This is a genomic window from Streptomyces arenae (assembly GCF_022343545.1).
Taxonomy (GTDB): Bacteria; Actinomycetota; Actinomycetes; order Streptomycetales; family Streptomycetaceae; genus Streptomyces; species Streptomyces humi.
The window spans coordinates 1-14,839 of the sequence record NZ_JAKQYH010000063.1; the positions used below are offsets into that span (position 1 = coordinate 1).

A 14,839-nucleotide genomic window follows, 5' to 3' on the forward strand; every position below is an offset into this window, starting at 1 on the left:
AGGCCGGGCGGCGGCGGGCGAGGCCGGGCGCCGCGTTGTCGCCGCCCGGCGACCCCGCGCCGCCCGACCGGGGGTGCGGGGCTCAGCCGGTCGTGCGGCCCCACTGTGGTCCGAGCCGTGACCACTCCGCGTCCCAGCGGTCCATCCGCCGGCGCTCCAGCCGGCCCCGCGCCACCAGTCCGGCGACGAACGGCACGGCCGCAGCGCTCAGCCCGACGAGGCCGCCGATCAGCCCGGCACGCAGGTGGGCCTCGGAGGCGGTGGCGGGCCGGGTGACGAGGTGGCCCTGCGGGTCCGTCCAGACGGTGACCGGAGTGCCCTCCTTGCTGCCGGCCACGACCCGCGCCTGGCCGGTGTGCACCGTGCCGTCCTCGACGGTCCAGCCCACTCTCGCCCAGACCCGCTCACCGCCGGCGGAGTCCGACCCGTCCCGGGGCGTCCCCGGGGCCTTCTCCATGACATGGGCCACGACCGGGTGCCATTCGACGCGCTCGCGGGCCAGCCCGCCCTCGACCGACCGGGCCGCCGCGAGCCCGGCGAGCACTCCGGCCAGCAGGGTGAACAGCCAGGCGCCGAGCAGCACCCAGGCCTCCACCGTGTCGGCGCGACGCTTCAGCGGGTTGCGCCGCCAGCGCCACAGCCAGACCTTCGGACCACGGAACGCCTTCAAAGGCATCCTCCTCACGCGCGCACGGACAGCCCGGACCGCCCTCCCATACGGCAGAGGCCGCCTTGTTGCTCACGGCGAACCTCCGAGTCGACGGTCGCACGAGTGACCCCGCTCGCGCAGGCGTCTTCCGGAACGCGTTCCGTCACCTCGTTCGACCGACCGACACGACGGCTCTGACCTGCGATGACACCCACACGGGGGTGACTGTCAGTGGTGGGGTGCAGACTGGCCGGAAGGTGAGGGTCTGCTGTGACAAGGACGTCATGGAGGTGATCGGCATGACCGAGGTACTGCTCGCCGTGGGCACCCGTAAAGGTCTGTTTCTCGGGCGGCGACGAGGTGGCACCTGGGAGTTCGACGAGAGTCCCTACTTCAACGCGCAGGCGATCTACTCGGTCGCCATCGACAACCGGGGCGGCCGGCCCCGGCTGCTGGCGGGCGGTGACAGCGCGCACTGGGGCCCGTCGGTCTTCCACTCCGACGACCTGGGCCGCAGTTGGACCGAACCGGCCCGGCCCGCCGTGAGGTTCCCCAAGGAGACCGGAGCCTCGCTGGAGCGGGTCTGGCAGCTGCACCCGGCCGCCGCGGAACCGGAGGTGGTGTACGCGGGCACCGAACCGGCCGCGCTGTACCGGTCCGAGGACCGCGGGGAGAGCTTCGAACTGGTCCGGCCGCTGTGGGAACACCCCACGCGTGACAGGTGGGTGCCGGGCGGCGGCGGTGAGGGCCTGCACACGGTCGTCACGGACCAGCGGGACCCGAAGGCGGTGACGGTCGCCGTCTCCACCGCGGGCGTGTTCCGCACCACCGACGGCGGCGCGAGCTGGAAGCCGTCCAACTCCGGTGTCTCCGCGGTGTTCCTGCCGGACCCCGACCCGGAGTTCGGTCAGTGCGTGCACAAGATCGCCCAGGACGCGGGCAGCCCGGACCATCTCTACCTGCAGAATCACTGGGGGGTCTACCGGAGCGACGACGCCGGCGCGCACTGGACCGACATCGGCGAGGGTCTGCCGTCCACGTTCGGGTTCGCGGTGGCCGCCCATCCGCACCGCGCGGGCACGGCGTACGTCTTCCCGATCAACGCGGACGCCGACCGGGTCCCCGCACAGCGCCGCTGCCGGGTCTTCCGCACGGCCGACGGGGGCCGGACCTGGGAGCCGCTGTCGGCGGGGCTGCCCGACCAGGACCACTACGGCACGGTGCTGCGCGACGCGCTGTGCACGGACGACGCGGACCCCGCGGGGGTGTACTTCGGCAATCGCAACGGCGAGGTGTTCGCCTCGGCCGACGACGGGGACAGCTGGCGGCAGTTGGCCTCACACCTGCCGGACGTGCTGTGCGTGCGGGCGGCGGTCCTCGGCTGAGGCCGGCAGCGGGAAGAACGGGCGAGTCCGCCCGCCGGGTTCCGCACACCCCGGCGGGCCGGACCGTCACCGATCGCCCGAGGCGGTGCGCCGTTCCCACCGGCGTTCCCACGGCGCGGACTCCGTCGGGCTTACGGCAGTCGCCAGTCCACCGGCTCGGCCCCCTGCTGGGCGAGCAGCTCGTTGGCCCGGCTGAAGGGGCGGGAGCCGAAGAAACCGCGGTCCGCGGACATCGGCGAGGGATGGGCGGACTCGATCGCCGGGAGGTCCCCGAGCAGCGGCCGCAGATTGCGCGCGTCCCGCCCCCACAGGATCGACACCAGCGGCTTGCCGCGTGCCGCCAGCGCCCGGATGGCCTGCTCGGTGACCTCTTCCCAGCCCTTGCCGCGATGGGCGCCCGGACTGCGCGGGGCGGTGGTGAGCGCCCTGTTGAGCAGCAGCACCCCCTGTCGGGTCCACGGCGTGAGGTCCCCGTTGGAGGGCCTGGGCAGCCCCAGGTCGGAGTGCATCTCCCGGAAGATGTTCTCCAGGCTGCCCGGCAGCGAACGCACCTCCGGCGAGACCGCGAAACTCAGTCCGATGGCCATCCCCGGCGTGGGGTAGGGGTCCTGACCGACTATCAGGACGCGAACGTCATCGAAGGGCTGCTGGAAGGCCCGCAGGACGTTCGCCCCGGACGGGAGATAGGTCCGGCCGGCCGCGATCTCGGCCCGGAGGAAGTCCCCCATCGCGGCGATCCGCTCGGCCGCGGGTTCGAGGGCCTTCGCCCAGCCCGCTTCGACAAGTTCGTACAAGGGTCGTGGTGCCACAGCAGGTCACCCTACTGGCAGCCTCAGGCGCCCCGCACAGAGGCAGAAGTCCCCGCCCGCGGAGGCTGTCCGCGGCGCTACTCTTCTCCTCTCGTCGAGATCGTCAAGGTCGTCGAAATCGTCAAGGTCGTCGAGCCGGTCCCGTGGCACGCGCGGGCGGCCACCGGGCAGGAGGGCAGCCTGTTGCGTCCGGCTGTCGAGCCGCTCAGCCCCGCCGGCCACACGCCGGCCGACCGGTGGCTGCCGTGACCGCCGCGGCCGGTGGGATCCGCGGGGCCGCCGGATCGGAGAGCCCGGTGTCCGGGTTCCTCGCCGTCGACTCCGGCGGCTCCGGGGTGCGGGCCGTCGTCGGGGTGCCGGGGCGGGAGCCGTCCGCGCCGCGGGAGTCGCGGGTGCCGGTGCGGACCGGGGCGCGGGGTATCGACCCCGGGCATCTGCTGGAGCAAGTACTGCCCATGGCACGGGCGTCGGCTGCCGAGTACGGACTGGACCGGATGGACACGGTCGTCGTCGGCGCGGCCGGACTGGCCACCCTGGGGGACGCCCTGCGGGCCGAGTTGCCCGGTGCGCTGGCCCGGGAACTCGGCGCGCGGACCGTCGCGTTGGCCGCCGACGCGGTGACGGCGTACGCCGGTGCCCTCGGCCCCTGCCGGGGCGCGGTGGTCGCCGCCGGCACCGGTCTGATCGCGATCGGTACCGATCTGAGCGGCTGGCGGCGGGCCGACGGCTGGGGACACCTGCTCGGCGACTGCGGCGGCGGCGCCTGGATCGGCCGGGCCGGGCTGGAGGCGGCGCTGCGCGCCTTCGACGGGCGGGACGGCGGCTCGTCGGTGCTGCGGGCCCGCGCCGAGGAGCGGTTCGGGCCGCTGCCCGGGCTGCCCGGCCTGCTCTACCCGCGTTCCGACCGGCCCGCCGTGCTGGCCTCCTTCGCCCCCCAGGTCGCCCTCAGCGCCGCGGACGACCCGGTGGCGGCCGGGATCCTGCGTACGGCGGCCCGGCACATGGCCGAGTCGGCCGCCGCCGTCTGCCCCGCCGAGGGCGCGCCCCGAGTCGCCGTCACCGGTGGCCTGTCCAAGCTCGGCGATCCGCTGCTGGTCCCGCTGGCCGAGGAGTTGACCGCTCTGCTGCCGCACGCCCGGCGGGTGCCGGCGGCGGGCGATCCGCTGCACGGAGCGGTACGCGTCGCGGGTGACCTGGCCAGTGGGCGGCTCACCCTGCCGGGTGATGAACGGCTGCTCTGCGTGGTGCACACAAAAGCGGATTGATCCCACTGGGAGCCGAAGTGTCCGACAGATGGCCGGATCACCTCCGAATCATGCGTAACTCATCAGACAAAACCGGACGGATACCGCTCACCTGCACCCTCCCCGAACAGCAGAGCCCAGATAGCCAGTAACATGCGGCGCCATGAGCTCCCCCACTGGGCCCGCCGGCCTGCCAGTACGAATGCCGCGCCCCCGCCAGCCCGGACGGCACCGCCGTCCCGAGCCGCTGGTGGCTCCCGTTGACGCGCCCGCGCTCGTCCTCGCGGTGCCGGGTAAGCCCAGCGCGGCCACGCGCGGCCTCGCCGAGGAGGTCGTGAGCATCGCCCGCTCCGAGCTGCCCGGCCTGGACGCCCGGATCGGCTACCTGGACGGGGACGACGAGGAGTTCCCCACCCTCCAGTCCGTGCTCGCCCGTGCCGCCGAGGAGCGCACCGCCCGCTACGAGCAGGCCGTCGCCGCGGGTGTCGAGGGCATAAAGGCCCCCGACGGCCCGGTCGCCGTCGTCGTGCCGCTGCTGGCCGGCCCGGACAGCGCGCTGCTGCGCCAGGTCCGCCACGCGGTCATGGAGAGCCGGGTCGCCGCTGATCTGACGGACGTCCTCGGCCCGCACCCGCTGCTCGCCGAGGCGCTGCACGTGCGCCTGTCGGAGGCCGGTCTGGCCCGCGCCGACCGGGCGCGGCTGTTCACCGTGGCGACGGCTGCGGACGGCATCGTCCTGGCGTCGGTGGGCGGCGACGAGGCGGTGCAGGCCGCCGGGATCACCGGCATGCTGCTCGCCGCGCGCCTCGCCGTGCCGGTCATGGCCGCGGCGCTGGACCAGGAGGGTTCGATCGCCTCCGTCGCCGAACAGCTGCGGAATTCGGGCTCGCAGCAGCTGGCTCTGGCGCCCTATCTGATCGGGCCGGAGATCGACGCGGCGCTGCTCAGCGCCGCCGCGGAGGAGGCCGGCTGTGCCACGGCCGAGCCGCTGGGGGCGTATCCGGCGATCGGGAAGCTGGCGCTGGCCAAGTACACGACGGCGCTGGGGATCGCTCCCCAGCAGCCGCAGGGTGCGCCGGCCCGCTGACGCGGCTGCTTTTTCGGACGGGGTCCTTTCCTGGGGCCCCGTCGGTTGTTTCACGGGGTGGTTCGGTCCGATTCCGGCCGCGGGCCGGTGGGGGTCGTTCGCGCAGTTCCCCGCGCCCCCGAGGGGCGCTTCAGGCGACCTCAGCCGAAGACGACGCAGGACGGTGCCGGGAGTTCCACCTGGCCGTCGTAGCGGGGCAGCCCGGTCTCCTGGTCGACGGTGAACCAGGTGATGTTCCCGGAGCGTTCGTTCGCCGCGTACAGGTGGCCGTCGGACTCGGTGAGCGCCCGGGGCCAGTGGCCCCCGCAGGGGACCGTCGCCGTCGGGCGCAGGCGGTCCTCCTCGATCGTGAACGTCGTCAGGACGTCCTCGCCGCGGGTAGCCGTCCAGAGGAAGCGGCCGTCGGGCGACACGGCGATGCCCGAGGGGTACGCGTCGCCGGCGGGCGCGCCGGGCAGGACCGGCGTCTCGCTCAGCGGCCGCAGGGTCCCGGTGCCGGCGTCCCAGCGGCAGACGGTCACGGTCGGGGTGAGTTCGTTGACGACGTAGGCGTACCGGCCGTCGGGGTGGAACACCAGGTGGCGGGGGCCGGAGCCGGGGCGCAGCGCGAACTCGCGGTGCAGGACGGGGACGCCCTGCTCCAGGGTGCAGACGCGGACCGAGTCGGTCCCCAGGTCGACGCTGACGGCCCAGCGGCCGCTGGGGTCGGGCTGTACCTGGTGGGCGTGCGGGGCCCGCTGGCGCCGCTCGTGCGGGCCGGAGCCGGTGTGCTGGAGCACCCCCGAGGGGACGGGGGCCGGTGTGCCGTCGGGGCGGACGGGGACGGCGCTGACGCTGCCCGAGCCGTAGTTGGCGGTCAGCACGTGCCCGTCGTAGACGCTGAGGTGGGTCGGGCCGCTGGCGTCGACCGGCACCGGCGGACCGGCGAGGCGCGGCTTGTCGTCGTGGACGTGGTACGCGGCCACCGCGCCGTCGGCGGTCTCGCTGACCGCGTACAGGGTGCGTCCGCCGGGCGCGAGCGCGAGATACGACGGGTCGGGGACGCCGTCGACGCTCTCCAGGAGGGCCAGGGCGCCGCTGTGCGGGTGGACCGCGGCCGTGACGACCCCGGGTCCGCCCGCCGCCGTGAACGACCCGATGAACGCCCTGCGCCGCCTGCCGCCGTCTGTCACCGCTGTCCCCTCTCGATACGGGCCGGTACGAGTCGGTACGGGCCGGTCCGGGGCCGACGGTAGCAGTTTGCGGTCTAGACCAAGACGTGCGGGCGGGGCGCGTCTCAGGCGCCGGCGAGCCGCGGGCGGGCGGTCGGGCGCAGCGGGTCGGCGAGTTCGGCCAGGGCCCGTTCCAGGCCGTGCAGGTGGGCGAGGGCGGGTTCGGTGGGCGGTTCGGCGGGGGCGGTGATGTGCTCCGAGCCCCGGGTGAGGGCCTCCACGGCCGCCTCGACGCGCCAGCAGGCGGCGGCCAGCCGGGCGTCGTGGGAGGCCTCCGGGTCGGCGGCGACGGCGACCAGGCCGCGGACCTCGCGGGCGCAGTCGTCCAGCAGGGCCAGGACCCGGCGGGCCCGGCGCTTGCGGCCGGGCGTCGGGGCGAGCGGGTGCACCAGCGGGGCGACGGAGAGCCGTACCCGGCCGAGCAGCTGTTCCAGTTCGGCCACCCGGAGGGCCGGGTCGGCGGTGGTGGATCCGGCCAGCCGGGCGGTGGCCTCGGTCGTGCAGGCGTGCACGCAGCGCAGGGCGCGCCGGATCCAGGCGTCGGTGGTGAGGTGGGTGGTGACCGGCAGCACGAACAGCACGGCGAGTACGGCACCCAGGGCGCCCACCGCAGTCTCGGCCAGCCGCAGGGCCAGCAGGTCCGGGGTGAGGACGCCGAGGAGGCCGTAGAGCAGTTCGGCGAGGAAGGTCACCCAGAGCATCATCCAGGTGTAGGAGACGGCGGCCGTGTAGAAGATGCCGAAGACGGCGGCCGCGACCAGAACGGCGGTGGGGACCGGGGCGCCGTGCACCGGAGCGGCGACCAGCAGGCCCAGCGCGATGCCGATGACCGTGCCGAGGACCCGGCGGAAGCCGCGGACCAGTGTCTCGCCGCGCGAGGCGGTGTTGACGAAGATCCACCAGGTGGCGCCGACCGCCCAGTACCAGCGCTGGCCGGACACCAGCTGGCCCGCCACGAGCGCGAACCCCGCGCCGGCGGTCGCCTGCACCGCCTGCCGGGTGGTCACCCGGGCCAGGCCGGAACCGGCGGGCGGGGCGGGTACCGGCGCCGGAGGCAGCCCGCGTTCGTAGCACCACAGGCCGAAGCGGACGAGGGCCGCGCCGGACACGGACAGCAGGACGGCGGCCGACAGCTCGGGCAGCTGTCCGGGGGTGGCGTGCAGGAACTGGGCCACGAAGTAGGTCATGAAGGCGAAGACACCGAGGCTGTGGCCGCGCGGTCCCCAGCGGCGCGCGTACACGCCCGCGCCGACCACGGCGAGGAAGACCAGGTCACGGGCGACCGGTACGCCGTGCAGCCAGGCCGCGGCCGTGAGGACCGGCAGACCCACGACGGGCAGCAGCGCGGTGGTGACGGCCTGCCCGCGCACCGTGGGATCCGTGACCGTGAACAGGGCGAGCAGCGCGGCGAGACCGCCGGTGACAGCGCCCGTGAGGGAGTGTCCGGCCGCTCCGCAGACCGCGACGGCGAGCCCGATGCCGAGCACGGCGCGCGCGGCGAAGCGCAGCCGCACCCGCCCCGGGTCCGGAGCCGTGAACACCCTCTTCAGCACTGCTTCCCCTCCCACGGGCGGCACGGAAAAGGCGCCGCGGGGATCCGCAGCGCCATCGACACCGACATGAGAGCACCGCCGGGGCGGCTGGCTCAAGTGGACTCGATTCTGCTGGTCCATTGGCGCAGATGACGGCCGATCCGTCAGGCAGCAGGGAGACCATTGGCCCAGCTCGCCGCGGCGCGGGTCTGAGCCATTGGTACAGTCGTGAGTGATGACCGTGGACGAGCTCGACACCCGCATCCTGCGGCTGCTGCTGGAGCAGCCGCGGACCAGCGTGCGCGAGTACGCCCGGATCCTCGGGGTCGCCCGGGGCACCCTCCAGGCCCGGCTGGACCGGCTGGAGCGGGACGGCGTGATCACGGGAACCGGCCCCGCCCTCTCCCCGGCCGCGCTCGGCCATCCGGTGCTGGCGTTCGTGCACATCGAGGTCACCCAGGGACATCTGGACGACGTGGGGGACGCGCTGGCCGCCGTACCGGAGATCGTGGAGGCTTTCTCGATCACGGGTGGCGGGGATCTGCTGACCCGGGTGGTGGCGCGGGACAACGCGCATCTGGAGGACGTGATCCAGAAGCTGATCAGCCTGCCGGGCGTGGTGCGTACCCGCACGGAGGTGGCCCTGCGCGAACGCGTCCCGCACCGGCTGCTGCCGCTGGTGGAGTCGATCGGCCGGGCCGCGCGTGGATGACGGCATCCTGGCTCCCATGAGCGGTCCCGGCAGCCTCGCGGTCATCTTCGATCTCGACGGAACACTGGTGGACAGCGAGCCCAACTACTACGAGGCGACCCGGCAGACGCTGGCCGCGCACGGCGTCGCGGACTACACCTGGGCGGAGCACGAGAAGCTCGTGGGCATCAGCACGCTGGAGACGCTGGGCCTGCTGCGGGAGCGCCACGGCCTGCGGCCCCCGGTGGCCGAACTCCTCGCGGAGACGAACCGGTTCTATCTGGAGCTGGCCCGTGCCGGCACCCGGGTGTACCCGGAGATGCGCAGGTTCGTGGAGCTACTGGCGGCCGCGGGCGTCCCGTCCGCGGTGGCCTCGGGCTCCTCCCCCGAGGCGATCGAGGCCGTCCTGGCCGGCACGGGCCTGGACGCGTGTCTGCGCACGTTCGTCTCGGCCGACGAGGTCGCGCGCGGCAAGCCGGCACCCGACGTCTTCCTGGAGGCGGCCCGCCGTCTCGGGGCCGCCCCGGCCGACTGCGTGGTCCTGGAGGACGCGACGCCCGGCGCGGCGGCGGCGCACGCCGCCGGGATGCGCTGCGTCGCGATCCCCTATGTCACCACCCAGGCGGACCGGTTCACCACGGCCGACCTGGTATTGCGCGGCGGCCAGGCGGAGTTCACCGCCGACGCGGTCTACGAGTGGCTGACCGCTCCCTGAACTGCCCTCCCTGTCGGAAACGTTGACGCTCCCCCGTCGGCTGCCTAAGGTCTGGACGATTTCACGAACACCGTCCGGCATTCCGAACACTTGCGAGGTGCCCATGCCGCGGCCGCTCTCCCGAAGGACCCTCATCCAGGTGACGGCCCTGGTGGCCGCCGCCGGCGGGGCCGGCGCCACGGCCGGCGCGAAGGCGACGGCGGCCGAAGCGGCCCGGACGGTGAAGCCGTTCGGGCTGGGGGACGTGGCCCTGCGCCCCGGACTGTTCGCGGACAAACGGGCGTTGATGCTCGACCACGCACGCGGCTACGACGTGAACCGGCTGTTGCAGGTGTTCCGGGCCAACGCCGGACTGGACACCGGCGGCGCGGTCGCGCCCGGCGGCTGGGAAGGACTGGACGGGGAGGCCAACGGAAACCTCCGCGGGCACTACACCGGCCACTTCCTGACCATGCTCGCCCAGGCGTACGCGAGCACCGGCGAGGAGGTGTTCGGGGCGAAGATCCGCACGATGGTGGGGGCGTTGGCCGAGGTGCGCGAGGCACTGCGGCACGAGCCGTCGGTGCTGAGCACGACCGGGCCCCTCGGCGGGCGCGCGGTCGAGAACGAACGCGGGTCCCACCAGTACGTCGACCTGCCGGCCGGAGTGCTCCACAACGCCTCCGCCGTCACCCTGGCGGCCTGGGTGCGGCCCGGCCACGAGGACGCCTGGGCCCGGGTGTTCGACTTCGGTGACGACACCACCCGGTACCTGTACCTCACCGCACGCAACGCGAACGGCGTGCCCCGCTTCGCGATCACCACCGGCGGGGCGGGTGCCGAGCAGGGCCTCGACGGCACGGCCCCGCTGCCCCTGGACCGGTGGAGCCACCTCGCGGTCACCATCGCCGACGGCACCGGCACGCTGTACGTCGACGGCACGGCCGTCGCCCGCGACCCGGCCATGTCCCTCACCCCGGCCGCTCTCGGCCCGCTCGCCCAGCACTGGCTCGGCCGCTCCCACTACCCGGCCGACCCGGTCTTCGCGGGCGCCCTCGGCGGATTCGACGTGTTCTCGCGGGCGTTGGACGCGGACGAAATGGCCGCGCTCCAGCACATGCCGGCCACCGGCGACCTGGTGTCGTACTCCTTCGGCGAGACGACCGGGGCGGTCCTCGCGGACGGTTCGGGACGCGGTCTCGACGCGGCCCTGCGGCGCACCTGGGGCGGGCCGAGCCATCCCGGCTTCCTGGCGGCCTACCCGGAGACGCAGTTCATCCTGCTGGAGTCGATGACCGGCAGCGACTACACCCGGGTCTGGGCGCCGTACTACACCGCGCACAAGATCCTCCGGGGCCTCCTCGACGCCCACACCGCCACCGGCGACGAACGCGCCCTGGACCTCGCGTCCGGCATGGGCGACTGGATGCACTCCCGGCTCTCCGTACTGCCCGCCGCCACCCTCCAGCGCATGTGGGGGATCTTCTCCAGCGGCGAGTTCGGCGGGATCGTCGAGGCGGTCTGCGATCTCCACGAGCTCACCGGGAAGCCCGAACACCTCGCGCTGGCCCGGCTGTTCGACCTGGACAGCCTGATCGACGCGTGCGCCGCGAACACCGACACGCTGAACGGGCTGCACGCCAACCAGCACATCCCGGTCTTCACCGGACTGGTCCGGCTGTACGACGCCACCGGTGAGGAGCGCTACCTGACCGCCGCGAAGAACTTCTGGGGCATGGTCGTACCGCATCGCACCTACGGCATCGGCGGGACCAGCACGGCCGAGTTCTGGAAGGCACGGGACGTGATCGCCGGGACCGTCGGCGCGACCACGGCGGAGACCTGCTGCGCCTACAACATGCTGAAACTCAGCCGGGCGCTGTTCCTGCACGAGCAGGACCCGGCGTACATGGACTACTACGAGCGGACGTTGTACAACCAGGTGCTCGGCTCCAAGCAGGACCGGACCGACGCGGAGAAGCCGCTCGTCACGTACTTCGTCGGGCTGACGCCCGGCCATGTCCGGGACTACACGCCCAAGCAGGGCACGACCTGCTGCGAGGGCACGGGCATGGAGTCCGCCACCAAGTACCAGGACTCGGTGTACTTCGCGGCGGCCGACGCCAGCGCCCTGTACGTCAACCTGTACAGCCCGTCCACGCTGACCTGGGCCGAGCGGGGGATCACGGTCGAGCAGCACACCGCCTACCCACGGGAGCAGGGCAGCACGCTCACCGTGGGCGGGAGCGGCCGGGGCGTCCCCTTCGAACTGCGGCTGCGGGTGCCGGGGTGGGCGACGGCCGGGTTCCGGGTGACGGTCAACGGGCGGGCGGTGCCGGGGACCGCGGTGCCGGGGAGCTACTTCGGCGTGGCCCGGACCTGGCGGCCCGGCGACACCGTGCGGGTGTCGATCCCGTTCCGGCTGCGGGTGGAACGGACGCTGGACGATCCGTCGGTGCAGGCCCTGTTCTACGGCCCGGTGAACCTGGTCGGCCGCGACGCGTCCACGGAGTGGCTGGAGTTGGGCCTGTACGGCAACGCGGGGCTCTCCGGTGACCTGCTGCCGTCCGTGACGCCGGTACCGGACGCCCCGCTCCATTTCACCGTGGCGGGCACGGAGTTCGCCCCCTTCCACGAGGGGACCGAGGACCCCGGCCACGCCTACTTCCGGCGCTCGGAGCCCACGGTGGTGTTCGGCGGCCTGGACTCCGGGGTCGCCGACCCGGTGGGGCCCGACGGCGGCTCGCTCCTGGACGCGGTGTGGGCCGGGGCGCCGTTCCACGACAAGGCGGCGCTGGTCGCGCGGGTGCGGTCGGTCGTGGACACGTGGGTGGCGCGGGGGCTGCTGGACGGACCGGCGGGCGACCGGGTGGTGGCCACGGCCCGGAAGGCGTCGTACGCGCGCTGACCGGAGGGCCGTTCACCCGTCGGGAGCAGTGCGCCAGCCGTTCGCTCCGCCGGTCGTGCGATGCCCCGGATGCCTGCATAGCGTGTCCGTATGACCACGACCTGGGCAAAGCCGCAGCGGCCGGCCACCGAAGACCGGCGCTGGCAGGCGCTCGGGGTCTGTCTGACCGCGGGCTTCATCTCGCTGCTCGACACCTCGATCGTCAATGTGGCACTGCCCTCCATGGAGCACGGGCTGGGAGCCACGGAGGCCGCCCAGGCCTGGGTGGTCTCCGGGTACGCCCTCACCTTCGGACTGGCCCTCGTCCCGGCGGGCCGGCTCGGCGACATGCGCGGCCGCCGCCAGGCCTTCCTGATCGGGCTGGCGGTCTTCACGCTGGCCTCGGCGGCCTGCGGACTCGCCGCGAGCGCCGACTGGCTGGTGGTGTTCCGGCTGATGCAGGGCGCGGCGGCGGGCATGGTCGCCCCGCAGACCTCGGGGCTGATCCAGCAGATGTTCCAGGGCGCCGACCGGGCCAGGGCCTTCGGTCTGCTCGGCAGTGTCATCGGGGTGTCGACGGCGGTGGGCCCGCTGGCCGGCGGCCTGATCATCGACGCCGTCGGCACCGACGACGGCTGGCGCTGGGTGTTCTTCGTCAACCTGCCCATCGGGGTGGTCGCGCTGGCCGCGGGGCTGCGGCTGCTGCCGCGGTTCCCCGTCCTCGGCAGACGGGAGGAGTTCGACCCGGTCGGGGTGCTGCTCCTCGGCTCCGGTGTGCTCGCCCTCATGCTGCCGCTGGTGCAGGAACAGCAGTGGACCGGACGCCAGAAGTGGGCGCTGGTGCCGCTGGGCGCGCTGCTGCTGGCCCTGTTCTGGACCTGGGAGCGCCGGCAGGGCCGGCTCGGACGCGCGCCGCTGGTCGATCTGCGGCTGTTCTCGCTGCGGTCCTTCACGCTCGGCGCGCTGGTCAGCCTGACCTACTTCGCGGGGTTCACCACGGTCTTCTTCGTCCTCGCCCTGTTCCTGCAGAACGCGGCGGGGTACAGCGCGCTGGCCGCCGGTGTCACGGTGCTGCCGTTCGCGGCTGCCTCGGCGGTGGGTGCCGCCCTCGGCGGCCGGCTGGTGGTGCGGCACGGGCGCAAGCTGGTCGTCCTCGGCCTGTCCGGGGTGGCGGTCGGGCTGCTCGGGATCATCGCGGTGGTGCGGCTGGTGCCGCTGGACAGCTTCGGGTGGGCGGCCGCGCTGCCGATGGTCGTCGGCGGGATCGGCTCCGGCATCACGGTCTCCCCCAACACCACGCTGACGCTGACCCGGGTGCCCGTGAAGCGGGCCGGCGCGGCCGGCGGGGTGCTCCAGACCGGCCAGCGCGTCGGCTCGGCGGCCGGGATCGCCGTGGTGGGCTCGGTGTACTTCGCGCACCTCGCCAACCGCGGCCCGGCCGTCGAGGCGCTCCAGCTCGGCCTGCTGACGTCCGTCGGACTCATCCTGCTGGCCCTGTGCCTGGCATTGGCCGACCTGCGGGACCGGGCGAAGGCGCCGGAGGCGGACGCGGAGGACCTGGAGCCGGCCGCCTAGACGGCCACCGCCTCCACCACCGAGAGCACCGTGGGCGTCGGCACCACCCGGGCCAGCTTGAGGCCGGCGGCCTCGAACAGCCCGGCGAACTCCGGCACGGTGCGTTCCCGGCCCACCAGGGCCGCCATCAGCAGCAGGTCGAGCGCCTTGGCCTGGTGCGGTGCGTTGCCCGGCGGGACCACCGCCTCGACGACCAGGATCCGCCCGCCCGGCGCCAGCGCGGCACGGCAGCGGTCGAGGAGGGTGACGCACTGGTCGTCCTCCCAGTCGTGCAGGATGCGCTTGAGGAGCAGTACGTCCCCCTTCGGTACGGCGGTGAAGAAGTCACCGGTCTCGGTGCTCCAGCGTCCGGCCGCCCCGGGCGTGTCCAGCCGGTGGCCGGCCAGCACGTGCGGCCGGTCGTACAGGACGCCGCGCAGGGCGGGGTGACGGTCGAGGACCGTCAGCAGGAAACCGCCGTGGCCACCGCCCACGTCGACGACGGTCCCGGTGGGCGGGAAGTCGCAGGCGTCGGCGATGGGCCCGTTCTCGGCGTCGGACATGGCGGCCATGCCCGTGTGGAAGACGTCCGCGGTGTCCTCGTCCTGCGCGAAGTACTCGAAGAACGGCAGTCCGAAGAGGTGCTCGAACGCGGACGTGCCCTCGGTCACGCACCGGCTCAGGTCGGCGGTGGGCAGCCACATGCTGCGGTCGGTGTTCATCAGGACGGCCGACCGTGCCGAGCAGGGCGCGTCGGTGCGCAGCGCGTCGCCGGCGGCGGTGAGGCGGAAGCGGCCGACGGCGTCCTCCTCGAAGACGCCGCGGGTGGCCAGCAGCCGGAGCACCCGGTACAGGTTGCGCGCGTCGGTACGGGTGGCCCCGGCCAGTTCGGCCGCGGTCCGGGGCCCGTCGGCCAGATGATCGGCCACCCCCACCACGGCGGCCGCCCGCAGTGCGGCGGGGAACAGGTAGCCGAGGGATTCGTTGACGAGGAACGCGGACGAGGCACGGGCGTCGACCACTTCGTCCGCCACTGCTTCTGGGCTCACGGCGCCTCCAGCGCTGGATGTCCGGGATATCCGGGATGTCCGGAGGG

Annotated in this window: 12 protein-coding genes; 7 read left to right on the plus strand and 5 right to left on the minus strand. The window is 73.9% G+C overall.

What is annotated here, in order from left to right; translation table 11 throughout:
* Nucleotides 1–82 precede the first annotated feature (82 nt).
* Nucleotides 83–676 carry an Rv1733c family protein gene (locus MB828_RS27540; protein ID WP_301650581.1) on the minus strand — a complete coding sequence of 198 codons (594 nt, stop codon included), beginning with the start codon at nucleotides 674–676 and terminating at the stop codon, nucleotides 83–85.
* Nucleotides 677–948: 272 nt separating this feature from the next.
* Between MB828_RS27540 and MB828_RS27545 the strand changes: the two genes are divergently transcribed.
* Nucleotides 949–2,034: a WD40/YVTN/BNR-like repeat-containing protein gene (locus MB828_RS27545; protein WP_301650582.1), complete on the plus strand. Its 1,086-nt coding sequence runs from the start codon at nucleotides 949–951 to the stop codon at nucleotides 2,032–2,034.
* Nucleotides 2,035–2,165: 131 nt separating this feature from the next.
* Here MB828_RS27545 and MB828_RS27550 read toward each other — a convergent pair whose 3' ends face one another.
* Complete coding sequence (locus tag MB828_RS27550; protein ID WP_133024959.1) at nucleotides 2,166–2,843, minus strand: uracil-DNA glycosylase; 678 nt, start codon at nucleotides 2,841–2,843, stop codon at nucleotides 2,166–2,168.
* Between the two features lie 245 nt (nucleotides 2,844–3,088).
* On the opposite strand from MB828_RS27550, the gene MB828_RS27555 reads away from it, so the two are divergent.
* Both MB828_RS27555 and MB828_RS27560 read left to right on the plus strand, forming a co-directional pair.
* Nucleotides 3,089–4,108 (plus strand): N-acetylglucosamine kinase, encoded by a 1,020-nt coding sequence (locus tag MB828_RS27555; RefSeq protein WP_301650583.1) that lies wholly within the window; start codon nucleotides 3,089–3,091, stop codon nucleotides 4,106–4,108.
* Nucleotides 4,109–4,250: 142 nt separating this feature from the next.
* Nucleotides 4,251–5,174, plus strand: coding sequence for a sirohydrochlorin chelatase (locus MB828_RS27560; RefSeq protein ID WP_301650584.1), 924 nt, complete (start codon nucleotides 4,251–4,253; stop codon nucleotides 5,172–5,174).
* Nucleotides 5,175–5,314: 140 nt separating this feature from the next.
* Here the strand turns inward: MB828_RS27560 and MB828_RS27565 are convergent, their stop codons facing one another.
* Nucleotides 5,315–6,346, minus strand: coding sequence for a lactonase family protein (locus tag MB828_RS27565; protein ID WP_301650585.1), 1,032 nt, complete (start codon nucleotides 6,344–6,346; stop codon nucleotides 5,315–5,317).
* Between the two features lie 104 nt (nucleotides 6,347–6,450).
* On the minus strand, nucleotides 6,451–7,938 hold the full coding sequence (locus MB828_RS27570) for an FUSC family protein (protein WP_301650586.1): 1,488 nt from the start codon (nucleotides 7,936–7,938) through the stop codon (nucleotides 6,451–6,453).
* A 214-nt stretch (nucleotides 7,939–8,152) separates the two neighbouring features.
* Here MB828_RS27570 and MB828_RS27575 point away from each other — a divergent pair, with 214 nt between their 5' ends.
* From MB828_RS27575 to MB828_RS27590, 4 genes are all read left to right on the plus strand, one after another.
* Complete coding sequence (locus MB828_RS27575) at nucleotides 8,153–8,629, plus strand: Lrp/AsnC family transcriptional regulator (RefSeq protein ID WP_046729347.1); 477 nt, start codon at nucleotides 8,153–8,155, stop codon at nucleotides 8,627–8,629.
* Nucleotides 8,630–8,645: 16 nt separating this feature from the next.
* Nucleotides 8,646–9,323, plus strand: coding sequence for an HAD family hydrolase (locus tag MB828_RS27580; RefSeq protein WP_301650587.1), 678 nt, complete (start codon nucleotides 8,646–8,648; stop codon nucleotides 9,321–9,323).
* A gap of 103 nt (nucleotides 9,324–9,426) precedes the next feature.
* Entirely contained in the window at nucleotides 9,427–12,210 is a 2,784-nt protein-coding gene (locus MB828_RS27585; protein WP_301650634.1) for a beta-L-arabinofuranosidase domain-containing protein, read from the plus strand.
* 90 nt (nucleotides 12,211–12,300) lie between these two features.
* Complete coding sequence (locus tag MB828_RS27590; RefSeq protein ID WP_301650588.1) at nucleotides 12,301–13,764, plus strand: MFS transporter; 1,464 nt, start codon at nucleotides 12,301–12,303, stop codon at nucleotides 13,762–13,764.
* Here the strand turns inward: MB828_RS27590 and MB828_RS27595 are convergent.
* Nucleotides 13,761–14,792 carry a methyltransferase gene (locus MB828_RS27595; RefSeq protein ID WP_301650589.1) on the minus strand — a complete coding sequence of 344 codons (1,032 nt, stop codon included), beginning with the start codon at nucleotides 14,790–14,792 and terminating at the stop codon, nucleotides 13,761–13,763. The two genes, MB828_RS27590 and MB828_RS27595, sit on opposite strands and share 4 nt — an antisense overlap.
* Nucleotides 14,793–14,839: the final 47 nt, after the last annotated feature.